Annotated in this window: 19 protein-coding genes; 8 read left to right on the forward strand and 11 right to left on the reverse strand. The window is 54.8% G+C overall.

Annotation, left to right across the window (positions count from 1 at the left end; genetic code table 11):
- Nucleotide 1: 1 nt before the first annotated feature.
- Entirely contained in the window at nt 2-1,249 is a 1,248-nt protein-coding gene (locus tag CWR52_RS08290; protein ID WP_104949373.1) for a polysaccharide deacetylase family protein, read from the reverse strand.
- A 63-nt stretch (nt 1,250-1,312) separates the two neighbouring features.
- On the reverse strand, nt 1,313-1,753 hold the full coding sequence (locus CWR52_RS08295) for a PTS sugar transporter subunit IIA (protein WP_104949374.1): 441 nt from the start codon (nt 1,751-1,753) through the stop codon (nt 1,313-1,315).
- A 171-nt stretch (nt 1,754-1,924) separates the two neighbouring features.
- Here CWR52_RS08295 and CWR52_RS08300 point away from each other — a divergent pair, with 171 nt between their 5' ends.
- A complete protein-coding gene (locus CWR52_RS08300; RefSeq protein ID WP_104949375.1) occupies nt 1,925-3,310 on the forward strand; it encodes an RCC1 domain-containing protein in 1,386 nt (461 codons plus the stop codon).
- A 38-nt stretch (nt 3,311-3,348) separates the two neighbouring features.
- Here CWR52_RS08300 and CWR52_RS08305 read toward each other — a convergent pair whose 3' ends face one another.
- On the reverse strand, nt 3,349-4,119 hold the full coding sequence (locus CWR52_RS08305) for an ABC transporter permease (protein ID WP_032675960.1): 771 nt from the start codon (nt 4,117-4,119) through the stop codon (nt 3,349-3,351).
- Nucleotides 4,116-5,042 carry an ABC transporter ATP-binding protein gene (locus CWR52_RS08310; protein ID WP_104949376.1) on the reverse strand — a complete coding sequence of 309 codons (927 nt, stop codon included), beginning with the start codon at nt 5,040-5,042 and terminating at the stop codon, nt 4,116-4,118. The genes CWR52_RS08305 and CWR52_RS08310 overlap by 4 nt, the downstream gene beginning before the upstream one ends.
- A gap of 107 nt (nt 5,043-5,149) precedes the next feature.
- Between CWR52_RS08310 and can the strand changes: the two genes are divergently transcribed.
- Nucleotides 5,150-5,812: a carbonate dehydratase gene (can, locus tag CWR52_RS08315; RefSeq protein ID WP_014882586.1), complete on the forward strand. Its 663-nt coding sequence runs from the start codon at nt 5,150-5,152 to the stop codon at nt 5,810-5,812.
- Between the two features lie 497 nt (nt 5,813-6,309).
- On the opposite strand, the gene hpt is transcribed toward can, so the two are convergent.
- Nucleotides 6,310-6,846, reverse strand: coding sequence for a hypoxanthine phosphoribosyltransferase (hpt, locus tag CWR52_RS08320; RefSeq protein WP_008501948.1), 537 nt, complete (start codon nt 6,844-6,846; stop codon nt 6,310-6,312).
- A gap of 208 nt (nt 6,847-7,054) precedes the next feature.
- Here hpt and CWR52_RS08325 point away from each other — a divergent pair, with 208 nt between their 5' ends.
- The gene (locus tag CWR52_RS08325; RefSeq protein WP_104949377.1) at nt 7,055-9,445 is read left to right on the forward strand and encodes a glucose/quinate/shikimate family membrane-bound PQQ-dependent dehydrogenase; all 2,391 of its coding nucleotides are present in this window, start codon (nt 7,055-7,057) and stop codon (nt 9,443-9,445) included.
- Between the two features lie 136 nt (nt 9,446-9,581).
- Here the strand turns inward: CWR52_RS08325 and cueO are convergent, their stop codons facing one another.
- A complete protein-coding gene (cueO, locus tag CWR52_RS08330) occupies nt 9,582-11,150 on the reverse strand; it encodes a multicopper oxidase CueO (RefSeq protein WP_104949378.1) in 1,569 nt (522 codons plus the stop codon).
- Between the two features lie 145 nt (nt 11,151-11,295).
- On the opposite strand from cueO, the gene CWR52_RS08335 reads away from it, so the two are divergent.
- The 3 genes from CWR52_RS08335 (at nt 11,296) to speD (ending at nt 13,423) form a co-directional block, all read left to right on the forward strand.
- Nucleotides 11,296-11,643, forward strand: coding sequence for a YacC family pilotin-like protein (locus CWR52_RS08335; protein ID WP_045327862.1), 348 nt, complete (start codon nt 11,296-11,298; stop codon nt 11,641-11,643).
- Between the two features lie 115 nt (nt 11,644-11,758).
- Nucleotides 11,759-12,628: a polyamine aminopropyltransferase gene (gene speE / locus CWR52_RS08340; RefSeq protein ID WP_104949379.1), complete on the forward strand. Its 870-nt coding sequence runs from the start codon at nt 11,759-11,761 to the stop codon at nt 12,626-12,628.
- Nucleotides 12,629-13,423 (forward strand): adenosylmethionine decarboxylase, encoded by a 795-nt coding sequence (gene speD / locus CWR52_RS08345; protein ID WP_008501953.1) that lies wholly within the window; start codon nt 12,629-12,631, stop codon nt 13,421-13,423.
- Between the two features lie 31 nt (nt 13,424-13,454).
- Here the strand turns inward: speD and yacL are convergent, their stop codons facing one another.
- Together yacL and acnB are read right to left on the reverse strand one after the other, a co-directional pair.
- Nucleotides 13,455-13,817 (reverse strand): protein YacL, encoded by a 363-nt coding sequence (gene yacL / locus CWR52_RS08350; protein WP_039024350.1) that lies wholly within the window; start codon nt 13,815-13,817, stop codon nt 13,455-13,457.
- Nucleotides 13,818-14,007: 190 nt separating this feature from the next.
- Nucleotides 14,008-16,605, reverse strand: a complete 2,598-nt coding sequence (gene acnB / locus CWR52_RS08355) for a bifunctional aconitate hydratase 2/2-methylisocitrate dehydratase (RefSeq protein WP_032645211.1) — start codon at nt 16,603-16,605, stop codon at nt 14,008-14,010.
- A gap of 893 nt (nt 16,606-17,498) precedes the next feature.
- Here acnB and CWR52_RS08360 point away from each other — a divergent pair.
- On the forward strand, nt 17,499-19,061 hold the full coding sequence (locus CWR52_RS08360) for a DUF3300 domain-containing protein (RefSeq protein WP_104949380.1): 1,563 nt from the start codon (nt 17,499-17,501) through the stop codon (nt 19,059-19,061).
- A 10-nt stretch (nt 19,062-19,071) separates the two neighbouring features.
- Nucleotides 19,072-19,863 (forward strand): DUF2950 family protein, encoded by a 792-nt coding sequence (locus tag CWR52_RS08365; protein WP_104949381.1) that lies wholly within the window; start codon nt 19,072-19,074, stop codon nt 19,861-19,863.
- A gap of 55 nt (nt 19,864-19,918) precedes the next feature.
- Here the strand turns inward: CWR52_RS08365 and traT are convergent, their stop codons facing one another.
- The 3 genes from traT to aceF form a co-directional block, all read right to left on the reverse strand.
- Nucleotides 19,919-20,650 (reverse strand): conjugal transfer complement resistance protein TraT, encoded by a 732-nt coding sequence (gene traT / locus CWR52_RS08370; protein WP_048225655.1) that lies wholly within the window; start codon nt 20,648-20,650, stop codon nt 19,919-19,921.
- Nucleotides 20,651-20,845: 195 nt separating this feature from the next.
- Nucleotides 20,846-22,270, reverse strand: a complete 1,425-nt coding sequence (lpdA, locus tag CWR52_RS08375) for a dihydrolipoyl dehydrogenase (RefSeq protein ID WP_003856313.1) — start codon at nt 22,268-22,270, stop codon at nt 20,846-20,848.
- A gap of 175 nt (nt 22,271-22,445) precedes the next feature.
- Nucleotides 22,446-24,341, reverse strand: coding sequence for a pyruvate dehydrogenase complex dihydrolipoyllysine-residue acetyltransferase (gene aceF / locus CWR52_RS08380; protein WP_104949382.1), 1,896 nt, complete (start codon nt 24,339-24,341; stop codon nt 22,446-22,448).
- Nucleotide 24,342 lies beyond the last annotated feature (1 nt).

Here is a 24,342-nt window from a genome sequence, read left to right on the forward strand (position 1 = left end):
TTTACCCCTGCGGCTGATTGCTGATCAGCCGCGACATCGTCTCCAGCGAATCCGTTCTTAAGATATATAGACGCTTGAGTAAGAACGGATTATCCCCCGGTTTTACCTTCCCTTTCACGGTCGTGACCGCCAGATGAAAACCTGCGTCATTCGCGGCCTTTATCGCTTTGTTGTCATAGCCACCAAACGGATAGGAAAGGTATAGCACGCGTGGGTTGAACTGTGACAGCGCGCGCCGGGAACGTTCAAAATCAAACAGAATCACATGCTCACTACGGCTCAATAAAATCGGGTGTTTGTTGCCATCGACGCGGTGCAAGAAATGGGTGTGAGACTGAATGTCGAACACATCCTGAATACCCTTAATTTCCTGAACGCTCATAAACTGCAGCGATTTAGGATCCCACTTCTGCGCATGGCCTTTAATACGTGACGATATGATAAACGCCGTGGCATGGAGACCATACTCTTTCAATACAGGATACGCGTAGCGACTCACCGACTTTAGCCCGTCATCAAAGGTAATCACCACCGATTTTGCAGGCAGGTTCATTTTGTTACGCACGTACCCTTCCAGCTGGTACATCGTCAGCGTGGTGTAACCCTGATCGCGAAGCCAGGTCATCTGGTTGCTGAACGCGCGCACGCTGGTGGTCGTGGAGGTATGACGAAAACGGGTGTTCTCTTCATCGCGCAGGATATGGTGGTAGGTCAGTACCGGAATGCCGTTATCTTCCTGCGCATCGAGGCTGCTGATCCACGCCAGGCGATTGCCGATGCGGATCTGATACCAGGTCTGATTCAACCGGTCTTTGAGTTTATTCAGGATGGGATAACGCAGATTAGCGCTAAGGGTGCCAAAAGGCGCACTTCCGCTATTGGGCGCGTTATAGACGGGCGTGTCTTTCCAGGTGATGAGGTTTTGGTTACTGAGCGGCTTGTTCAGATCGCCCAGACTGTCCTCAACGCGCTGTTTGCCCTGCACTTTCTCAAGGTGCGCTTTGTCGATAAACCCCGTACCAAATCCGAAACGAAATTCGTAATAATCCGCCGCGGCCGGAAAAACCGCGAGGATCTGCCCGGCACGAATATTGCCAACGTTAACCACATCATTACCCACCTGAGCCCAGATGGCTGCATCCTCAGTGGTTTGCATATATTGAGCAGGGAGCCCTTGCTGAGTTATCAGGCTTGCAGACGCCCCGCCGGAAACCAGCAGCAAAAAGATAAAGATAACGCGCATGAACATAGGATATAAATCGACACGGAAAATCAGTCGCCATTGTAGCAAAAGCGACATCAATACCAATGTTTAATGCTTATACAGATCGTGAAGCAGAACGAAAGGTGGGTGCTTCTGCTGCTGATGCCACAAACTGCTCACCCCCGGTACGCCCTCCGCCACAATAGCGTGACGAAACTCAGCGCTGCTTAATGAGGCGCGAAGGGAATGCATGGCTTCGAGTAAAGGCAGACTGATACCGGAGATCACTTCACAATTATCATGCTTGTGGCTCAGCAGCGCGGCGGCGCGGTAAGGAGCAGCCCCCGATTTATCGGTCAGAAAAATCACGCCATCACCGGTGTCCGTTTCATGCAGGGCATCGCACATCATGCGGCTGAGCATGTTGGTGCTTAATCCACGCCAGTAGTTGACCGCACGGCATTGCGCCAGCGGGCCAAACCTGGCTGCAAGTTTGTCCAGCATATCCTGCGCCTGTTCATCGTGGCAGGTGATAACCCATCCCAGCATCGTATCTCTCCTTAGGAGGGCAATATAATAGCCTCTAACTGCTCGGGTAAGCGTGATAGCGATCAAGGTTAAAAATTCATTTTTCCATTAATCACATTTAATTATTACTAACTTTTAAAGGATGTTCTTACGTGAAAAGGTGATAGCGTTTCTCAAACAAAGGTAATTCAAATGGAAAATAGTAATGAGAGTTTTGATTTAAAAATAATGGGCGCACGTACCCGGGTTGGTATGGGATGGGCGAACAATGAACGAAAATTGGTAGCGCTGGATAAAAACACGCTCGAACCGGTGGTCGCCGATTGGAGCTATGAAGATGCGCCAGAAGAAATAACTACCACTCATATTTTTACCGACACTAAACCGACCAAAAGGCTCCTGGTCAACTCAGAACTCTATGTTCGCGGTAGCTTGGTCAATATCAGTAATATAGGCGGTGCAGGTGCCGCCTTCGCCGCTATTCAGGATAATGGAAACGTTGTTGCTTGGGGGTTATTAAGCCAAGGGGGGGTCACGCCAACCAGCGACCGTAATCATGATGTCAAAGTGGTTTATGGTTCCGAAGACACGTCTATAGGTATAAATAACCTGAAGCAAATTTTTGTCTGGGGCAGAACTTCTGACGACCCCATACCCGAGAATATCGCGGCACTAAATGATGTCAGCGTTGTAAAAGCTTTCACAAGTTGGGACACAGCGTCATATCGCGTTTTCGTCGCATTAAGAGAAAACAAACAGATTGTGCAGTGGGGTGACGAGGGATGGCCGTGGTCAATACCTGAGCATATCGCGGAAATGAAAGATATTGTCGCCATTGAAGCCACGGAGGGGGCATTTGCTGCAATAAAAGAGAACGGACACGTCGTTGCGTGGGGTGATCCCGAGAGGGGCGGTCAAATTCCTGAGCATTTAAACGATATTTCAGATGCCAGAAAAATCTTCGGAAACAATTATTGTTTTGTCGTTTTACATGAAAGCGGCAAAGTCTCAGCTTGGGGAGATAGCCAGAGCGGAGGTGAAATACCAGCCGATATTTCTGCTCTCAGCGATATTATAAAGATCTACCCTTATTTTGGCGGCTTTATGGCGTTGAGAGCCAATAACACGCTTGTCGAATGGGGGTGGTATGGAAACTCGATTCCACCAGAAGTAGCCTCACGCTCTGATTTCGTCGATGTTCAGGTCGGTAGTAGCCACATTCCTGTCGTACTTTTTCCTGACGGCAAGGTTGTCTCTTGGGGGAAAGTGGAAAATCCCTACTACGTACAACAGCCGAAAGACTTATCAGATGTCATACTAATCTGTGCCGCTCCAGAAAGCGTCGCTGTGATAAAAAAAGACGGTAGCGTTGTCGCTTGGGGTAGCACTACAGAAGGTGGCGGCGATACGACGTCTGTCGCGAGTGAACTGTTCAATATCAGAGCGATTTACCCATCCACATACGGATTCTGTGCCCTTCGTGACGATGGCAAAGTCATTTTCTGGGGAAGAAACGAAAGTGATATGAGCCCTCTCCCTCCTGAACTTCAGAACAATATCAGCTACGCTTGGGAGTAAAGTGCGATCCCGGCAACCAACGTTGCCGGGAATTTACATTAGCTGCGCAGACCGCGTCCGCGCTGGATCAGGTACCAGCACAGCAGGTAGAAGACGATGATGAACACCGCCAGCACCGCCACCGTGGTAAACAACGGCACATCAGTGATGCCGAGGAAGCCAAAGCGAAAGCCGCTGATCATGTAGACGATCGGGTTCAGGTGCGACAGCGCCTGCCAGAACGGCGGCAGCAGCGTCAGGGAGTAGAACACCCCGCCAAGATAGGTCAGCGGCGTCAGCACGAAGGTCGGGATCAGGCTGATGTCGTCAAACGTTTTGGCAAACACGGCGTTCAGCAAACCGGCCAGCGAGAAGAGGATTGCCGTCAGGAGCAGCGTCAGCGCGACGAACAGCCAGGAGTGCACCTGGAACGGGACAAAGAACAGCGAAATCGCCGTGACCAGGATCCCCACGCACAGACCGCGCGCCACGCCGCCGCCGACGTAACCGGCAATAATGACGTGCGTCGGCACCGGGGCCACCAGCAACTCTTCAATATTGCGCTGGAACTTGGCGCTAAAGAACGAGGACGCCACGTTGGCATAGGCGTTGGTGATCACCGCCATCATGATCAATCCCGGCACGATAAACTGCATGTAGGTAAAGCCGTGCATCTCACCAATGCGGGAACCAATCAGGTTGCCGAAGATGATGAAATAGAGCGTCATGGTGATCACCGGCGGCACCAGGGTTTGCACCCAGATGCGCATAAAGCGGTTAATCTCTTTCGCCCAGATACTTTTCAGCGCGACCCAGTAAAGATGCGTCATGCCTTGTCTCCTTGTTTATCCTGCACCAGAGAGACAAACAGCTCTTCCAGTCGGTTCGCTTTGTTACGCATACTTAAGACCTGAATACCCTGCGCGCTCAGCTGGGAGAACACGCTGTTAATCCCCTGCTCGCGCAGCACTTCCACTTCCAGCGTCGAGGTATCGACGAGGCGGTATTGATAGCCTTCGAGCTTCGGCAGCGGGCTCTTTGCCGCCAGATCGAGAATAAAGGTTTCTGATTTCAGCTTGGAGAGCAGGTTCTTCATCGAGGTGTTTTCCACCAGCTCACCGTTCTGGATGATACCGATATTGCGACAGAGCATTTCGGCTTCTTCGAGATAGTGGGTCGTCAGAATAATGGTGGTGCCTTTATCGTTAAGATCTTTCAGGAACCCCCACATTGAGCGACGAAGCTCAATGTCCACACCGGCGGTTGGTTCATCGAGGATCAACAGTTTTGGTTCATGCATCAGCGCGCGGGCAATCATCAGGCGGCGCTTCATCCCGCCGGATAACATCCGCGCACGTTCGTTACGCTTTTCCCATAAATCGAGCTGTTTTAGATACTTTTCGCTGCGCTCAAGCGCCTCTTTACGCTCAACGCCGTAATAACCCGCCTGGTTAACAACAATTTGCTGCACCGTCTCAAACGGGTTGAAGTTGAACTCCTGCGGTACCAGCCCCAACTGGCGCTTGGCGTTGACCACGTCTTTTTGCAGGTCGTACCCAAATACGCTCACCCGGCCGGACGTTTTATTGACCAGCGAGCTGATAATCCCAATGGTGGTCGATTTCCCCGCCCCGTTTGGCCCCAGAAGCGCGTAAAAATCACCGGCCTCTACTTTGAGATCTATCCCGCGCAGCGCCTGAACGCCGCCCGAATAGGTTTTTTTAAGCTGCTCAAGCTCCAGTGCAATTGCCATGAATTTAACTTACCTTCAGTTCTGACACACGTTGTGTGGTTTCATTAAAAGTCGGGTTACCCTATAGTAGCGCAACGCAATTACTCGGTTACAGGTCGCTAACCTCCATGAACGACATAGATACACTCATTAGCAACAATGCACTATGGTCAAAAATGCTGGTGGAGGAAGACCCCGGATTTTTTGGTAAACTCGCGCAGGCTCAGAATCCACGCTTTCTCTGGATTGGTTGCTCCGACAGCCGCGTACCGGCGGAGCGCCTGACCGGCCTTGAGCCCGGCGAACTGTTTGTTCACCGCAACGTCGCCAACCTGGTGATTCACACCGATCTCAACTGTCTTTCAGTGGTTCAGTATGCCGTTGACGTTCTGGAAGTCGAGCACATCATCATTTGCGGCCACTACGGCTGCGGCGGCGTGCAGGCGGCGGTTGAAAATCCGGAACTGGGTTTAATTGACAACTGGCTGCTGCACATCCGCGATATCTGGTTCAAACATAGCTCACTGCTGGGCGAAATGCCGCAGGAGCGACGCATGGATACCCTGTGCGAACTCAACGTGATGGAGCAGGTGTATAACCTCGGGCATTCAACCATCATGCAGTCGGCGTGGAAGCGCGGGCAGAAGGTCTCGATCCACGGCTGGGCGTACGGTATTCACGACGGTCTGCTGCGCAACCTGGAAGTGACCGCCACCAACCGCGAAACGCTGGAGCAGCGTTACCGTTCGGGGATTGCCAACCTCAAGCTTAAGCATGTGAACCATAAATAAAGCTGGGGGTTTTCGCCCTCTCCCCGTGGGCTGAGGAATCCCCAGTAATTTTTTTCCTGAAGCGATGAACATTGCTTCATAGAAATGAATAACTTACAGCGATGTCCTGGTCCGGCTGTAAATCGCTGAGGCGTTTGCCTTCCGGCCGGGGCGAGGCGCATGGATGCGCCGAGAGGGCGGGCTTTACAGGGACGTTACCTCCGCCCGCCCCCGACAAGCCGGAAGGAATAAGCCGAAGGCACCGCGAAGCGGCGATTTACCGCCGGGAGCCCGGGTCGCCAGGGCGGCGGCGATTGAGCCGCCCTGGCACGTTCACAGGTCATGTCCTTACAGAGTAGCAAGGAACATAAAGTGAACGGAATGACCACCAGAGCCGTATGTTCCCCCTCACCCCAGCCCTCTCCCTCAAGGGAGAGGGGGTCGTCCGTGCTGGCTTTATTTTGTGGGGATCCCTCAGCCCCGTGGGAGAGGGTCGGAGTGAGGGCATTAGCCCGCAATTACTCGTCCAGCAATACCACTTTCCCAACATACGGCAGATGGCGATAACGCTGCGCGTAATCGATGCCGTAGCCGACCACGAATTCGTCCGGGATAGAGAAGCCCACGAACTCTACCGGCACCTGCACTTCACGGCGGTCAGGTTTATCCAGCAGGGTGCAAATCGCCAGCGATTTTGGCTCACGCAGGCTCAGGATCTCGCGCACTTTTGACAGCGTGTTGCCGGAGTCGATGATGTCCTCAACGATCAACACATCTTTACCACGAATATCTTCATCCAGATCTTTCAGGATTTTCACATCACGGGTGGTGGACATGCCGCTGCCGTAGCTGGAGGCGGTCATAAAATCGACCTCATGGGGCACATGCACTTCACGGCACAGGTCGGCCATGAACATGAAAGAGCCGCGCAACAGACCGACCAGCACCATTTCGCTGCCGCTGTCCTTGTAATGTTCGGTGATTTGACGACCCAGTTCGGCGATACGCGCTTTGATCTCGGCTTCCGGGATCATCACTTCAACAGTATGTTTCATATTACTAACCAAATGATTTTAATGAAAATCTCTCAATACGGATGAGTTAATATCCAGCACTGATACGCAAGCCAGCCATTATATCAGCAAATGGATAACCCTGGCGTATGAGTTATAAAAAGCAAATATTGTGATTCCGATCACACTTGTTAATACCTATAATTAGTTGCTAGCAAATTATTAACAAAAACTGACGAGTACACTTTCTATGGCTGAAACAAACTCTAAACAGCCGCGTCTACTGGTGACATTAACAGCCGCGTTCGCAGCCTTCTGCGCACTGTATCTGTTAATCGGTGGCGTCTGGCTGGTCGCGATCGGCGGCTCCTGGTACTACCCGATTGCGGGCCTGGTTATGCTTGGCGTAACCGTCCTGCTCTGGCGTAGAAAACAATCTGCACTGTGGCTGTATGCCGCACTCCTTCTTGCCACCATGATCTGGGGCGTCTGGGAAGTCGGCTTTGACTTCTGGGCGCTGACGCCGCGCAGCGACATCCTGGTCTTCTTCGGTATCTGGCTGATCCTGCCGTTCGTCTGGCGTCGCCTGATCGTGCCGTCCAGCGGTGCCGTTGCGGCGCTGGTGGTGGCGCTGCTGATCAGCGGCGGTATCCTGACATGGGCTGGCTTTAACGACCCGCAGGAGATCAACGGTACGCTGAACGCAGAATCCACGCCTGCGGCAGCGATCTCACAGGTCGCTGACGGCGACTGGCCTGCCTATGGTCGTAACCAGGAAGGCCAGCGTTACTCTCCGCTGAAGCAGATCAACGCGGATAACGTTAAGAACCTGAAAGAAGCCTGGGTATTCCGTACCGGTGATGTGAAGATGCCAAACGATCCGGGCGAACTGACCAACGAAGTGACGCCAATTAAAGTCGGCGATATGCTTTATCTGTGTACGGCGCACCAGCGTCTGTTCGCGCTCGACGCGGCCACCGGTAAAGAGAAATGGCACTTCGATCCGCAGCTGAACTCCAACCCGTCCTTCCAGCACGTGACCTGCCGTGGCGTCTCTTATCACGAAGCGCGCGCCGATAACGCGAGCCCGGAAGTGGTTGCCGACTGTCCGCGCCGTATTATGCTGCCGGTCAACGATGGTCGTCTGTTCGCCATCAATGCCGAAACGGGCAAGCTGTGTGAAACCTTTGCCAACAAAGGTATCCTGAATCTGCAGACCAATATGCCGGACACCACGCCGGGTCTGTACGAGCCAACCTCGCCGCCAATCATCACTGATAAAACCATCGTGATTGCCGGTTCGGTAACGGATAACTTCTCCACCCGTGAAACCTCCGGCGTTATCCGTGGTTTCGACGTGAATACCGGTAAGCTGCTGTGGGCCTTCGACCCGGGCGCGAAAGATCCGAATGCGATCCCGTCGGACGAGCACACCTTTACCTTTAACTCGCCAAACTCCTGGGCACCTGCTGCGTATGACGCGAAGCTGGACCTGGTCTACCTGCCGATGGGTGTTACTACGCCAGATATCTGGGGCGGTAACCGCACGCCGGAGCAGGAACGTTATGCCAGCGCTATCGTGGCATTGAACGCGACCACCGGTAAGCTGGCCTGGAGCTATCAGACCGTTCACCACGATCTGTGGGATATGGATATGCCGTCCCAGCCGACGCTGGCGGACATTACCGTTAACGGCAAAACCGTTCCGGTGATTTACGCCCCGGCGAAAACTGGCAACATCTTCGTACTGGATCGCAGCAACGGCAAGCTGGTTGTGCCTGCACCGGAAAAACCGGTTCCGCAGGGTGCAGCGAAAGGTGATTACGTCAGCAAAACCCAGCCGTTCTCCGATCTGAGCTTCCGTCCGAAGAAAGACCTCAGCGGGGCAGACATGTGGGGTGCCACGATGTTTGACCAGCTGGTGTGCCGCGTGATGTTCCATCAACTGCGCTATGAAGGCATCTTCACGCCGCCTTCTGAGCAGGGCACGCTGGTCTTCCCGGGTAACCTGGGGATGTTCGAGTGGGGCGGGATCTCCGTTGACCCTAACCGTCAGGTCGCTATCGCTAACCCAATGGCGCTGCCGTTCGTTTCCCGTCTAATCCCACGCGGTCCGGGCAACCCAATGGAGCAGCCGAAAGACGCGAAAGGCAGCGGTACCGAAGCCGGTATTCAGCCGCAGTATGGCGTACCGTTCGGCGTAACGCTGAACCCGTTCCTGTCGCCGTTTGGTCTGCCGTGTAAACAGCCTGCCTGGGGTTACATCTCCGGTCTGGATCTGAAAACCAACCAGATCGTGTGGAAAAAACGTATTGGTACCCCGCAGGACAGCATGCCGTCCCCGATGCCGGTTCCGGTGCCGTTCAATATGGGTATGCCAATGCTGGGTGGCCCAATCTCCACCGCCGGTAACGTGCTGTTCATCGCGGCAACCGCAGATAACTACCTGCGCGCGTACAACATGACTAACGGTGAAAAACTGTGGCAAGGCCGTCTGCCTGCGGGTGGGCAAGCCACGCCGATGACCTATGAAGTGAATGGCAAGCAGTATGTTGTCATCTCTGCGGGCGGTCACGGTTCGTTTGGCACGAAGATGGGCGACTATATTGTCGCGTATGCACTGCCTGACGAAAACAAGTAACTGAAAAAGCCGGGTGGCGGCTACGCCTTACCCGGCCTACGGAAAGATGCAAAACGGCAACCTCTGTTGCCGTTGTTGTGTTTGTTCCCTCTCCCCGTGGGAGAGGGCCAGGGTGAGGGCATCAGGCCGCACTGTTTTAAACAGTGAAACCGAGCATCATCCCCGTATCTTCATGTTCCAGCAGATGGCAGTGCGCCATGTAGGCAAACTCCTTCGGCGCATCGTGGTCAAACTTCACCAGCACCTCGCTGACGCCGCCTTCCACCTTCACCGTATCCTTCCAGCCCGCGCGATGCGCGTCCGGCGCTTTGCCGTTCTCAGAAAGAATGCGGAACTGCGTACCGTGAATATGGAACGGATGCAGCATCATGTCCCCTTCACCTGAAATCACCCAGCGCTCAAACTGCCCTTTTGTCGCTGCAAACATCGGCGTGTTCATGTCGAACGCTTTACCGTTGATCATATTGGCGTTATGGAAATCAAAGCCATGGTCGCCGTGATTCATGTGCCCCATGCCACCCATTTTGCCGTGGTCCATATTCATGTGGCCCATCATCTGCCCGTGATGCATCCCCGCCATCGCCTTATCACCATATTTCGCCATCAGCGCCTGCATGCCCATCATATCGAGCATCGGGTTCATGGAGAGCTGCAGTTTGCGTTGCGTAAGCCCATCAAGTGACGGGAGTGCCGGCAGAGTGGTTAACGTATCAGGCAGCGTGCCGGAAGCGGTCACCTGTAACGGCTGAATACGCAGCACCGGATGCGGCTTGTCAAACGGCGCGACCGCCATCCCCATCTGGCTAACCGACAGGGTCACAAGATCAAACGCCTTGCCGTCGCTGATATCCACCAGCACCTCAAAGCGTTCCCCCATCAGCATCGGCAGTTCGCTCACTTTCACCGGCTCCGGCAGCAGGCCGCCGTCGCTGGCGACCACGTACAGCGGACGCTTATCGCTGGTGGCGAAGTTGAGGGAACGCGCGTTACAGCCGTTAAGCAGACGCAGACGCAGCCAGCCTTTCGGCGCGGCGTGCTGAGGATAAATGGCGCCGTTGGTCAACAGCGTGTCGCCAAACCAGCCTACCGCCGCGCTCATCACGTCCAGCTGGTAGTCAATTTGCCCGTCAGCGGTGAATTTCTTGTCCTGCACAATCACCGGCACATCGTCGATGCCCCACTGCTTCGGCAGGCGCAGCAGGCGGCTTTCGTCGTCTTCAATCAGCACCAGTCCCGCCAGCCCCATCGCCACCTGATGGCCCGTTTTGCCATGCTGATGCGGATGGAACCAGCAGGTCGCCGCATGCTGGTCGGGCGTAAAGGTGACGCTGCGCGAACCGCCTGCTTTGATGATGCCCTGCGGCCCGCCGTCTACCTCGCCCGGCACTTCCAGTCCGTGCCAGTGCACCGTCGTCTCTTCAGTAAGCGTATTGTGGATATCCACCGTCACCGCCTTCCCTTTGCGCAGCTGCAGCGCCGGGCCGAGCAGATTGCCGTTATAGCCCCAGGTTGTCGCATTGTGCGCACCGAACAGCGTGCTGCCGGACTGAACAACAAGCTTGATACGGCTACGGGCATCCGCGGTCAGCAAATCAGGGATGGGTAAGGCTGGCCTGTCAGCCGCAAAAACCGCGCGGCTCCAGAGAGGCAATGCGCTGGCAGCACCCAGCGCCACGGAATATTTTAAAAAATCACGACGTTGCATGTTCATTTCCTTATTTCCAGCAGGCGATCTTTTGAGCATAAACCCTCCCCTTACCGGAAGGTCAAGTCAAGCGGCAATAATAAAGATCGTCGCACTGGCATCAAGTATGCTAACGTTAATTTTCCGTGAAGAAGTGGTAGAAGCAATGAAGACGTTTTTCAGGACAATTTTGTTCGGTAGCCTGATGGCAATGTGTGCGAACAGCTATGCGCTAAGTGAAAATGAAGCGGAAGATATGGCCGATTTAACGGCGGTTTTTGTATTCCTGAAAAATGATTGTGGCTACCAGAATTTACCCAACGGGCAAATTCGCCGCGCGCTGGTCTTTTTCGCCCAGCAGAACCAGTGGGATCTTAGCAACTACGACAGCTTTGACATGAAGGCGCTCGGCGAAGACAGCTACCGTGACCTAAGCGGTATTGGCATTCCCACTTCTAAAAAATGCAAAGCGCTGGCTCGCGACTCACTCAGCCTGCTCGCCTACGTCAAATAACCTTCCCGACGCCCCCTGTTGAACCTATAGCCGTGCAACCACGGTTATAGTTAGCTATCATGTTTCGCTCATTTTTTGTGAGCGTAACGGATGTTAACAAAGGAGGAGTCCGCGTATGGCCGACCACACGTTGTGGCATGAAACACTGCATGACCAGTTTGGTCAGTACTTTGCCGTTGATAACGTGCTCTATCATGAGAAAACCGATCACCAGGATCTGATCATCTTCGAGAATGCTGCCTTTGGCCGCGTGATGGCGCTGGACGGCGTCGTGCAAACGACCGAGCGCGACGAGTTTATCTATCATGAGATGATGACCCACGTCCCGCTGCTGGCGCACGGCCACGCGAAGCATGTCCTGATTATCGGCGGTGGCGATGGCGCAATGCTGCGTGAAGTTTCCCGCCATCGTTCCATTGAAACCATCACCATGGTGGAAATCGATGCGGGCGTCGTCTCTTTCTGCCGCCAGTATCTGCCCAACCACAATGCCGGCAGCTATGACGACCCGCGCTTTAGCCTGGTGATTGACGACGGCGTTAACTTTGTTAACCAGACCTCGCAGACCTTTGACGTGATTATCTCCGACTGCACCGACCCTATCGGTCCCGGCGCGTCGCTGTTTACCTCCTCGTTCTACGAAGGCTGCAAGCGCTGTCTGAACCCGGGCGGGATCTTCGTCGCCCAAAATGGCGTCTGCTTCCTGCAGCAGGATGAAGCGCTCGACAGCCATCGTAAGCTCAGCACCTATTTCGATGATGTCAGCTTCTATCAGGCGGCCATTCCAACGTACTACGGCGGGATCATGACCTTTGCATGGGCAACGGATAACGACGTGCTGCGTCATCTCTCCACCGAAATTATTCAGGCCCGCTTCCATCAGGCCGGGCTCACGTGCCGCTACTACAATCCGGCTATTCATACCGCAGCGTTTGCTCTGCCGCAGTACCTGCAAGACGCATTATCCACTAAGGGGGTGAGCTAATTGAAAAAGCTTAAACTACATGGCTTTAACAACCTGACCAAAAGCCTGAGTTTTTGTATTTACGATATCTGCTATGCCAAAACAGCGGAAGAACGCGATGGTTACATCGCCTATATCGACGAACTCTACAACGCCAACCGTCTGACCGAGATCCTGTCAGAAACCTGTTCCATAATCGGCGCCAACATCCTGAATATCGCCCGACAGGATTATGAACCTCAGGGCGCCAGCGTGACCATCCTGGTCAGCGAAGAGCCGGTCGACCCGAAGCTTATCGACAAAACGGAACATCCGGGCCCGCTGCCGGAAGTGGTGGTTGCCCACCTGGATAAGAGCCATATCTGCGTCCATACCTACCCGGAGAGTCACCCGGAAGGTGGGCTGTGTACGTTCCGCGCCGATATTGAAGTGTCGACCTGCGGCGTGATTTCCCCGCTCAACGCGCTGAACTATCTCATCCACCAGCTGGAATCGGATATCGTCACGATTGATTATCGCGTGCGCGGTTTTACCCGTGACGTCAACGGCATGAAGCACTTCATCGACCACGAGATCAACTCTATTCAGAACTTTATGTCCGAGGACATGAAATCACTGTATGACATGATGGACGTGAACGTGTATCAGGAAAACATCTTCCATACCAAGATGTTACTTAAGGAATTCGACCTTAAGCACTATATGTTCCACACGAAGCCGGAAGATTTGAGCGAAGAAGAGCGTAAGGCGATTACTGACCTGCTCTGGAAAGAAATGCGCGAGATTTACTACGGCCGTAATATTCCGGCCGTGTAAGTGTTGCCCGGAGCAGGGACGCTTCGGGAAGTTACCGCTGTTTCATGAACTCGCGGTAGGCATTCACCACCTGAAGGAAGTCTTCTACGCCGCACAGCGACAGGCTTTCTTCGTCATAGTAGCTCATCCCCTCTTCCATCTCGTCGCCTGAAAACTCGAGCTGGTTGGCACGCACCATGACCTCTTCACCGTCCATCCACAGCGTGTATTCGTGCCCGGCACGTTGCCAGGAGCGTTCACTGCCTTTTACCGTTTTTGCCGCCTGTTCAACCTCATCAAGAAGGGCGAGATTTTCTTTCACCTCTTCGTTAAACCAGTGTCCAACGGCTTCGTGGCCCATCGACATACGCACTTTCACCACTCCGGTGATGTCGCGCAGAAATTCGTAATCCATAGTGTTTTCCTCTGCAAAGCCATTAGGGTAATTATCGCAGCAGAGAGGAAGAAAAAAAGCGTGAGAGGTGGGAGGAATGAAAATAAAAAGGTGAGAGCAAGACCCTGCGGCCTGATGCCCTCACCCCGTCCCTCTCCCACGGGAGAGGGTGCAAACACTAAAAACCGTCTCGTAGAGACGGTTTTGCTGTTTATACTGCCGTCTGGAAGATCACCCCGTCAGCCTTCTCGGTATACTGAGAGAGCTGGTCGAAGTTCAGGTAGCGATAGGTATCCACCGCGGTCTTATCCACCTGAGCCACAAAGGTCTGGTACTCTTCCGGCGTTGGCAGTTTGCCAATCAGCGCCGCAACCGCCGCCAGCTCCGCAGAGGCCAGGAAGACGTTCGCACCGGTACCTAAACGGTTCGGGAAGTTACGGGTCGAGGTGGAGACCACCGTCGCGCCGTCGGCGACGCGCGCCTGGTTGCCCATACACAGGGAACAGCCAGGAATTTCAATACGCGCCCCGCTCTTACCAAACACGCTGTAGTAACCCTCTTCGGTCAACTGAGCCGCGTCCATACGGGTTGGCGGCGCCACCCACAGACGGGTTGGCAGCTGGCCTTTGTGGGTATCCAGCAGCTTGCCGGCCGCACGGAAGTGGCCGATGTTGGTCATGCACGAACCGATGAACACTTCGTCGATCTTCTCGCCCTGAACTTCGGACAGCGGACGCGCGTCGTCCGGATCGTTCGGTGCACACAGGATTGGCTCTTTGATATCCGCCAGATCGATGTCGATCACCGCCGCGTACTCTGCGTCAGCATCGGCTTCCAGCAGCTGCGGATCGGCCAGCCATTTTTCCATGCCCTGGATACGACGCTCCAGCGTACGACGGTCGCCATAGCCTTCTGCAATCATCCACTTCAGCAGCACGATGTTAGAGTTCAGATACTCAATAATCGGCTCTTTGTTCAGCTTGATGGTACAGCCCGCAGCTGAACGCTCAGCGGAGGCATCGGTCAGCTCGAACGCCTGCTCAACCTTCAGATCCGGCAGACCTTCGATTTCCAGGATACGGCCAGAGAAGATGTTTTTCTTCCCTTTCTTCTCAACGGTCAGCAGACCCTGTTTAATCGCATACAGCGGGATCGCGTGAACCAGGTCGCGCAGGGTAATACCCGGCTGCATTTTACCTTTGAAGCGCACCAGCACCGATTCCGGCATATCCAGCGGCATCACGCCCGTCGCCGCAGCAAACGCCACCAGACCGGAGCCCGCCGGGAAAGAGATACCGATTGGGAAACGGGTATGGGAGTCACCGCCGGTACCCACGGTATCCGGCAGCAGCATGCGGTTCAGCCAGGAGTGGATGACGCCGTCACCCGGACGCAGAGAAACGCCGCCGCGGTTCATGATGAAGTCTGGCAGCGTGTGGTGCGTGGTCACGTCAACCGGCTTCGGATAGGCCGCCGTGTGGCAGAAGGACTGCATTACCAGGTCAGACGAGAAGCCCAGGCACGCCAGGTCTTTCAGTTCGTCACGGGTCATTGGGCCAGTGGTGTCCTGAGAGCCTACGGAGGTCATCTTCGGCTCGCAGTATGCGCCAGGACGAACACCGGCGACGCCGCAGGCGCGACCGACCATTTTCTGTGCCAGAGAGTAACCGCGATTGCTCTCCGCCACGTCTTTCGCGTGACGGAATACATCACTGTGCGGCAGACCCAGCGCTTCACGCGCTTTGGTGGTCAGGCCACGGCCGATGATCAGCGGAATACGGCCACCGGCACGCACTTCGTCGATCAGCACGTCGGTTTTCAGCTCAAAGCTCGCCAGCAGCTCGTTGGTTTCGTGGTTACGCACTTCACCTTTGTACGGGTAAACGTCAATCACGTCGCCCATGTTCAGGTTGGAGACGTCCACTTCGATCGGCAGTGCGCCCGCATCTTCCATGGTGTTGAAGAAGATCGGTGCAATTTTACCGCCGAGGCACAGGCCGCCACCGCGCTTGTTTGGCACATGCGGGATGTCGTCACCCATAAACCACAGCACGGAGTTAGTCGCGGATTTACGGGAAGAACCGGTACCCACAACGTCACCCACGTAGGCCAGCGGGAAGCCTTTTTTCTGCAGGGCTTCGATCTGTTTGATCGGGCCAACGCTGCCCGGCTGATCCGGCTCAATGCCTTCACGGGCGTTTTTCAGCATCGCCAGGGCGTGCAGAGGGATATCCGGACGAGACCACGCGTCCGGTGCCGGAGAGAGGTCATCGGTGTTGGTTTCACCGGTCACTTTGAAGACGGTAACGGTGATTTTTTCAGCCAGCGCAGGACGGTTCAGGAACCATTCGGCATCCGCCCAGGACTGCATCACCTGCTTCGCATAGACGTTGCCTGCTTTGGCTTTTTCTTCTACATCGTAGAAGTTATCGAACATCAGCAGCGTGGAAGAGAGCGCTTTAGCGGCAATCGGTGCCAGCTTGTCGTTATCCAGCGCGTCAATCAGCGGATGAATGTTGTAACCACCCTGCATGGTGCCGAGCAGTTCAATGGCTTTTTCAGGAGTAACCAGTGGGGAGGTGGCTTCGCCTTTGGCGATAGCAGCAAGGAATCCGGCTTTTACGTAGGCAGCTTCATCTACGCCAGGCGGTACGCGGTTGATCAGCAGATCTAACAGGAATTCTTCTTCGCCCTTAGGCGGGTTCTTCAGCAGCTCGACGAGCGCGGCCATTTGGGTTGCATCTAAAGGTTTGGGTACAATTCCCTCGGCGGCACGTTCTGCTACGTGCTTACGGTATTCTTCTAGCACGACGGTTCTCCTCGCTCTCATTGTCATATGCGGCGGGCGTTCTCTTCACGCTCCTGTGAGACAGCAGTTTGTAGGGTAAATGCCCGATACCGCGTCGGGCAGCATAGCAGGATTTCTGCACAGTGTTAATCCGTTTACAAAAAAGCAACATTAAAAAATTTGCTGAATCGTTAAGCATGGTGTAGCGGGGTGAGGAGGTGAATTTTGGGGACAAAAAAACCGCCTGATAGCGGTTTATTTGTTGCCTTGCGGTGGTAGCACACCGGGTTGGCAGATTTGCGGCAATGCACTCGTCATGAATAATGCTCCTGAGTAATTAGATACGCAAGTCCATATTTTGTGTTTACGAGCCGCCATCCAGTTTCGAATGAAAAAGAATGAAACTGCATTTCACCTCTTTTCAGTCCATTTAGGCTGTAATACTGTTGCCCCCGGCCTGCTTCGCTGGTGTAGCAACCAGTCACCGGGCCCGGGAGCAGTTCCGTAACCTACGCGGCAATGTACTCATTTGCCAGGTTCTGCCTTTCCCGGTGGAGAATGAACCCGCGTAGCCTGTACAGGAACGCACGCAATGGAGATGCGAATCACTGCGCTGATCGTTGTGACTGGTTTACTGCTAACCGCGCTGCACGGTGGCTGGAACATATCCGACATCACGGTGCTGTTTGTCGTCAACCTCGGCAACTAGCTGCTGGCCGCTCGTAAGAGCGGCCTTCTGAATTCCCTGCGGTTTTTACCGCATCGCATATAATTGTGTAATAAATACTCACAATCTTTATCCGGACGTACCGGACGCTTCCCAATAAAAGTCAAAACAGTAAAAGACGGGTGAATAATACTCACGCCAACCGTAACGCCTCACGGCACAGCGCTTGTCTCGTTGGAGTTATTTTATGAAGTTGCCCTTTAAGCCACATCTGCTCGTCCTTCTGTGCAGTGCCGGGCTGCTTGCCGCCTCAGGCGTCATGTTTGTCAAAAGCCGCGCAACGGAACCCGTTGCGCCCGTCCCCGTCGCTCAACAACCGGCGGCCCCCGCTGCACCGGCAGCAGCAACGCCCGCCCCTGTCGTCGCGCCAGCCTACACTGCCGCGCAAATCGATCAGTGGGTTGCCCCTATCGCGCTCTACCCGGACGCCCTGCTGTCACAGATCTTGATGGCCTCGACTTACCCGGCCAACGTGATTCAGGCGGCGCAGTGGTCAAAAGACAACCCTAAAATGGAAGGAGACGCCGCCATTCAGGCCGTTGCCAGCCAGCCCTGGGATCCCAGCGTCAAATCGCTGGTTGCATTTCCTCAGCTGATGTCCCTGATGGGTGAAAACCCGCCGTGGGTACAAAATCTGGGCGATGCGTTTCTCGCGCAGCCGAAGGACGTAATGGATTCTGTTCAGCGCCTGCGCGCGCTGGCACAGAAGACAGGCGCGTTACAATCCACGCCTCAGCAGACGGTCACCACCGTGACTAAACCGGCTCCGGCTAAAACCAGCGCCACCGAGACAACGACAACAACCACGTCTGCGCCCGCGCCAACGGTGATCAAAATTGAATCTGCCGACCCGCAGGTTGTGTACGTCCCCACCTATAACCCTAATACGGTTTACGGTACCTGGCCCAACACCGCCTATCCGCCCACCTATCTCCCGCCTACACCCGGGGAGCAGTTTGGCAACAGCTTCGTCAACGGCTTAGGCTTCAGCCTGGGTGTCGCCACAACCTATGCCATTTTCAGCAATATCGACTGGGATGACGACGATGACTGGGATTACCATCATGACGGTGACTGGGATAATCACGGCGGCTATAACCGCAACGGTGATAACAACATCAATATCAACGTTGAGAACTTCAATAAAATCAGCGGACAGCGTCTGACGGACGCCAACCGTACCTGGCAGCATAACCCGGCCTATCGGGAAGGTGTGCCCTATCCGACTAACCAGCTCAACACCCGTTTCCACTCCACCAGCACGGCTACCGGGCTAAGCTCAACGCAGCAAAAACCGGTTAACCGGGACAGCCAGCGTCAGGCGGCCCTGAACCAGATGGAGAAATCCACGGGTAAAACCTTCCCGCAAATGGCACGTCCCGGCACGAAAGACGTGCAGCGTCAGGCCTCAAGTGAACAGCTGAAGCAGATTTCCCAGCGCAATAACTACCGTGGCTACGACACCAAACCGCAGACGGCGAAGCGGACCACCACGCAGCAGCGAGAAAATCGCCAGGCCACCGCGCAGAGACAAGAGAAACGGGTTTCGCAGCCCGCGCAGCAACGCGCTCTGCAGCAGCGGAACAGCCAGCCCCGGGCCAATGCCCTGAGCGGCAACGACAGCCGCTCCGCGAACTGGCAGGCGCAGCAGCAGCGCGGTGCGCAAAGCAGACAACTTGCGGCTCGCCAGCAGCAGCCGCGTCAGGCGTCTGGTGGACGCGCTGAACGCCGTGAATTTAGACATCGCTAAGGGAACCGACATGAAACGTAAATTACTCAGTGGAATGGTGTTGTTCATGCTTTCGGCCTCGGCGATGGCGCAGCAGTCCTTTAGCACGCCCGACCAGGCGACCGATGCGCTGGCTAGCGCCATTAGTGAGCATAATGAGCGCGCAATGAGCAACCTGCTTGGAGAGAACTGGCGCGATTTTCTGCCCCCCGAAGGCGTTGATCCGGATGCCGTCGATCGTTTCCTGCGCGACTGGAAAGTTCGTCATAACACCGTTGTCGAAGGGGATACGGCGCATCTTGTTGTTGGAGATAACGACTGGCAGCTTCCCATCCCGGTGATCAAAACCGCCGCCGGCTGGCAATTCGATATCAAAGAAGGGGCGGAAGAGATCCTGACCCGCGAAATCGGGCGTAACGAACTTGCCGCCATTGAAGCCTTACATGCCTATGTTGATGCGCAGCAAAGCTACTTTGCGATGAACCAGAAATACGCGCAGAAGATTGTCAGCTCGAAGGGCAAAAAAGATGGTTTGTACTGGCCCGCCTCTCCCGGCGAAGCGCCCAGTCCGCTCGGACCGGCATTTAGCCCAAAAGAGCCGGGGACCGGCTATCACGGCTATCGCTTCCGGATCCTGCCGGATAAAAACGGTTTCGCGATGGTCGCCTGGCCGGTCAGCTACGGCCAGACGGGCGTGATGAGCTTTGTGATAAACCAGGACGACAAAGTGTACCAGTCCGATCTCGGCAGCGAGTCGGAGCAAAAGGCCCGGGCGCTAGCCTCATACGCGCCTGATAAAACCTGGCAGCCCGTCGAACCCTGAATACCCGCTCTGCCTGCAGGCCGGGTAAGGCGAAGCCGCCCCCCGGCTTTTTAACTTACAGAATATTGGCGACAGATTTCGCCAGCTGAGCTTCCAGAACCGGTTTGGCTTCTTCAAACTTCAGGTTTACTTTGTTAGCGTTCGACACCACGCGGGTTTGATACTTCGCACGGTCGCCCTGCTCGGAGCTGGTTTGCAGCTTCACGCCAGACGTTCCCTGACGCAGCGCCGCGATGTTGTCCGTGGTCACCTTCGCCTTGCTGCGCTCGGAGATCTGCAGGTCGGTCACCATGGTATAGTTTACGTCTTCCACCATCGCATCTGCCGCCATGCCGATCAGCCCCGCAGCCAGTCCCACGCCCAGCGCTGCGCCGGAGGAGTTGCTGTTGTAGGCCGTGATACCGGCACCCAGCGCGGCACCCACAGCGGCACCTTCATAGCCGGTTTTCAGGTAGCCCTGAGATTCACGCAGGTCCATTTTGTCTGCTTTCAGAACGTTAGCCTGCACCCAATAGTATGCGCTGTCAGGAGAGCTGGTGACCTTGTATCCCTTGGCACTCAGATCGTTTGCCAGCAGCGTCTGCAGGTTGCTCATGTCTTTATCAGAAGTGTTTTTAACCTGAATGTAGACCGTTTTTTCACTGGATGGCTCAAGCCAGATGGTTTCACTCATCTGCGTTTTTACTTCCAGGTTGCGTTTTTTCACCGCCGTCGTCATCGCACCGCACCCGGTCAGCGTCATCACTGCCGCTAATAAGCCAATCCCCATCACTTTCTTCAAAGACATGTTATTTCCTTTTTGTGTGTAATCAAAAGTCCAGAATCGTTAACCGTGCGGCCAGTAGCTACACAATGGTGCAAAAGGTATCGGCAGACAGATGAAAATTTTTAGAGGAAATAACAATAAGTTACCTACCATAATGGGTAGTTTTCAGGCAAAAAAAACGCCTCCAGAGGAGGCGTTAGCAATCAGGGAAGAAACTTATTTCTTCTTCGCTTTCGCGTTTGGCAGGTCGGTGATGCTGCCTTCAAACACTTCTGCCGCCAGGCCCACGGACTCGTGCAGAGTCGGGTGTGCGTGGATGGTCAGCGCGATGTCTTCAGCGTCACAACCCATTTCGATAGCCAGACCGATTTCACCCAGCAGCTCGCCGCCGTTGGTACCGACAATCGCACCACCGATTACGCGGTGAGTCTCTTTGTCGAAGATCAGTTTGGTCATACCGTCTGCGCAGTCGGACGCGATAGCACGGCCAGAAGCAGCCCACGGGAAGGTGGCGGTTTCGTAGCTGATGCCTTTCTCTTTCGCTTCTTTCTCAGTCAGACCAACCCATGCCACTTCTGGCTCGGTGTACGCGATAGATGGGATCACTTTCGGATCGAAGTAGTGCTTCATGCCGGCGATAACTTCAGCGGCAACGTGGCCTTCGTGAACACCTTTGTGCGCCAGCATTGGCTGACCGACGATATCGCCGATAGCAAAGATGTGCGGCACGTTAGTACGCAGCTGTTTGTCAACGCGGATGAAGCCACGGTCGTCCACTTCCACGCCAGCTTTGCCCGCGTCGAGGTTTTTACCGTTCGGTACACGACCGATAGCCACCAGCACGGCGTCGTAACGCTGTGGTTCGGATGGGGCTTTTTTGCCTTCCATGGAAACGTAAATACCGTCTTCTTTCGCTTCAACGGCAGTCACTTTGGTTTCCAGCATCAGGTTGAATTTCTTGCTGATGCGCTTGGTGAAGACTTTAACGATGTCTTTGTCAGCAGCCGGGATAACCTGGTCGAACATTTCAACCACGTCGATCTCTGAACCCAGCGCATGGTACACGGTACCCATTTCCAGACCGATGATACCGCCGCCCATAACCAGCAGACGCTTAGGCACGGTTTTCAGCTCCAGCGCATCGGTGGAATCCCACACGCGTGGATCTTCATGTGGAATGAATGGCAGTTCGATTGGGCGAGAGCCTGCCGCGATGATCGCGTTGTCGAAGTTGATCACGGTTTTGCCGTTTTCGCCTTCCACTTCCAGGGTATTCGCACCGGTGAATTTACCCAGACCGTTTACCACTTTCACTTTACGGCCTTTGGCCATACCCGCCAGCCCGCCGGTCAGCTGAGTGATAACTTTCTCTTTCCAGGTACGAATTTTGTCGATGTCGGTTTTCGGCTCGCCGAAGACGATACCGTGTTCAGCCAGCGCTTTGGCTTCTTCGATAACTTTCGCTACGTGCAGCAGCGCTTTAGAAGGGATACAGCCGACGTTCAGACAAACACCGCCGAGGGTGCTGTAACGTTCTACGATGACGGTTTCCAGACCTAAATCCGCTGCGCGAAATGCTGCGGAGTAACCTGCCGGGCCTGCCCCAAGTACTACGACCTGAGTTTTGATTTCTGTGCTCATCATGACCTCTTAGTTTATACCCGTCGTCCACCGGGTCGTTCTATCCGCCCGCAGTTTACAAAATTGTTAACAATTTTGAAACAACAAACGGCTCACGAATTGTCGCTTTCGCCAATAACCTCACAAACGCCATGAGATTATCAGAAAAAAGCCGGCCGACTGGCCGGCTTTTCGATTACATCACCAGGCGGCGAATGTCGCTCAGCATGTTGTTGATGATGGTGATGAAACGCGCACCATCAGCACCGTCGATCACGCGGTGGTCGAAGGACAGAGAGATTGGCATCATCAGACGCGGTACGAACTCTTTGCCATTCCACACCGGCTCCATCGCGGACTTGGACACACCGAGGATAGCCACTTCCGGCGCGTTCACAATCGGCGCGAAGTGGGTGGTACCCAGGCCGCCGATGCTGGAGATGGTGAAGCAGCCGCCCTGCATTTCGCCGGCAGTCAGCTTACCATCACGCGCTTTCTTGGAGATGGTGGTCAGTTCACGGGACAGCTCAGTGATGCTCTTCTTGTTCACGTCTTTGAAGACCGGAACAACCAGACCATTTGGCGTATCAACCGCAACACCGATGTTGATGTATTTCTTCAGCGTCAGCTTCTGGCCGTCTTCGGACAGGGAGCTGTTGAAGCGTGGCATCTGTTCCAGAGCCGCAGCAACCGCCTTCATGATGAAGACCACTGGGGTGAATTTCACGTCCAGTTTACGCTTCTCAGCTTCGGCGTTCTGCTGTTTACGGAACGCTTCCAGATCGGTGATATCGGTCTTATCGAAGTGCGTAACGTGCGGGATCATCACCCAGTTACGGCTCAGGTTCGCACCAGAGATTTTCTGGATACGGCCCAGTTCCACTTCTTCGATCTCGCCGAACTTGCTGAAGTCCACTTTCGGCCATGGCAGCATGCCCGGGATACCGCCGCCAGCGGCTGCAGCTGGTGCAGCTTCGGCGCGTTTCACCGCGTCTTTCACGTAGGTCTGAACGTCTTCGCGCAGGATACGACCCTTACGGCCGGTCCCTTTCACTTTCGCCAGGTTAACACCGAATTCGCGCGCCAGGCGACGAATCAGCGGCGTCGCGTGGACGTAAGCGTCGTTTTCAGCGAACTCTGATTTTTCTGCTTTTGCAGCAGGGGCAGCGGCTGGTTTAGCAGCCTGAGCCGGTGCAGCAGTCGGTGCTGGAGCAGCCGCGGCAGCCGGAGCTGCAGCAGGCGCAGCGCCTTCCACTTCGAAGACCATGATCAGAGAGCCGGTAGACACTTTGTCGCCGGTGCTGATTTTGATCTCTTTAACGGTACCCGCGAATGGCGCAGGGACTTCCATAGAAGCCTTGTCGCCTTCAACGGTGATCAGTGACTGTTCAGCGGCAACTTTGTCGCCCACTTTTACCATCACTTCGGTGACTTCAACTTCATCACCGCCGATGTCCGGTACGTTAACGTCTTTCGCGCCGCCAGCAGCGGCTGGTGCTGCGGCTGGTGCCGGAGCAGCGGCCTGTGCAGGCGCGGCAGCGCCTTCTGCACCTGCCACTTCGAAGACCATAATCAGGGAGCCAGTAGACACTTTGTCACCGGTGTTGATCTTGATCTCTTTAACGGTACCGGCGAACGGCGCTGGCACTTCCATAGAGGCTTTGTCGCCTTCTACGGTGATCAGTGACTGCTCGGCCGCAACGGTGTCGCCCACTTTCACCAGGATTTCAGTGACTTCTACTTCGTCACCGCCGATGTCAGGCACGTTGACGTCTTTCGCGCTCGCGGCAGCGGCTGGAGCAGCGGCGGCCGGAGCGGCTTTCTTCTCTTCCTGCGCAGGTGCAGCTGCTGCTGCACCGTCGGCGGAATCGAAAATCATGATCAGTTTGCCAGTCTCGGTTTTATCGCCAACAGAGACTTTGATCTCTTTAACGATGCCAGCCTGAGGAGACGGGACTTCCATAGAGGCTTTGTCGCCTTCTACGGTGATCAGCGACTGTTCAGCTTCAACTTTGTCGCCAACTTTGACCAGGATCTCGGTGATTTCAACTTCATCAGCCCCGATGTCCGGTACATTGATTTCGATAGCCATT

The sequence above is a fragment of the Enterobacter sp. SGAir0187 genome (assembly GCF_002952735.2).
GTDB classification, from domain to species: Bacteria; Pseudomonadota; Gammaproteobacteria; order Enterobacterales; family Enterobacteriaceae; genus Enterobacter; species Enterobacter quasiroggenkampii.

Excerpts from the sequence above, each read along its gene's own strand:
- can (WP_014882586.1), top strand. The coding sequence starts at position 5,150 with ATGAACGACATAGATACACTCATTAGCAACAATGCACTATGGTCAAAA.
- speE (WP_104949379.1), top strand. The coding sequence starts at position 11,759 with ATGGCCGACCACACGTTGTGGCATGAAACACTGCATGACCAGTTTGGT.
- aceF (WP_104949382.1), bottom strand. The coding sequence starts at position 24,341 with ATGGCTATCGAAATCAATGTACCGGACATCGGGGCTGATGAAGTTGAA.
- CWR52_RS08360 (WP_104949380.1), top strand. The coding sequence starts at position 17,499 with ATGAAGTTGCCCTTTAAGCCACATCTGCTCGTCCTTCTGTGCAGTGCC.
- CWR52_RS08310 (WP_104949376.1), bottom strand. The coding sequence starts at position 5,042 with ATGGCAATTGCACTGGAGCTTGAGCAGCTTAAAAAAACCTATTCGGGC.
- CWR52_RS08300 (WP_104949375.1), top strand. The coding sequence starts at position 1,925 with ATGGAAAATAGTAATGAGAGTTTTGATTTAAAAATAATGGGCGCACGT.
- CWR52_RS08335 (WP_045327862.1), top strand. The coding sequence starts at position 11,296 with ATGAAGACGTTTTTCAGGACAATTTTGTTCGGTAGCCTGATGGCAATG.
- CWR52_RS08365 (WP_104949381.1), top strand. The coding sequence starts at position 19,072 with ATGAAACGTAAATTACTCAGTGGAATGGTGTTGTTCATGCTTTCGGCC.
- cueO (WP_104949378.1), bottom strand. The coding sequence starts at position 11,150 with ATGCAACGTCGTGATTTTTTAAAATATTCCGTGGCGCTGGGTGCTGCC.
- CWR52_RS08290 (WP_104949373.1), bottom strand. The coding sequence starts at position 1,249 with ATGTTCATGCGCGTTATCTTTATCTTTTTGCTGCTGGTTTCCGGCGGG.
- lpdA (WP_003856313.1), bottom strand. The coding sequence starts at position 22,270 with ATGAGCACAGAAATCAAAACTCAGGTCGTAGTACTTGGGGCAGGCCCG.
- CWR52_RS08295 (WP_104949374.1), bottom strand. The coding sequence starts at position 1,753 with ATGCTGGGATGGGTTATCACCTGCCACGATGAACAGGCGCAGGATATG.
- traT (WP_048225655.1), bottom strand. The coding sequence starts at position 20,650 with ATGTCTTTGAAGAAAGTGATGGGGATTGGCTTATTAGCGGCAGTGATG.
- hpt (WP_008501948.1), bottom strand. The coding sequence starts at position 6,846 with ATGAAACATACTGTTGAAGTGATGATCCCGGAAGCCGAGATCAAAGCG.
- CWR52_RS08325 (WP_104949377.1), top strand. The coding sequence starts at position 7,055 with ATGGCTGAAACAAACTCTAAACAGCCGCGTCTACTGGTGACATTAACA.
- yacL (WP_039024350.1), bottom strand. The coding sequence starts at position 13,817 with ATGGATTACGAATTTCTGCGCGACATCACCGGAGTGGTGAAAGTGCGT.
- CWR52_RS08305 (WP_032675960.1), bottom strand. The coding sequence starts at position 4,119 with ATGACGCATCTTTACTGGGTCGCGCTGAAAAGTATCTGGGCGAAAGAG.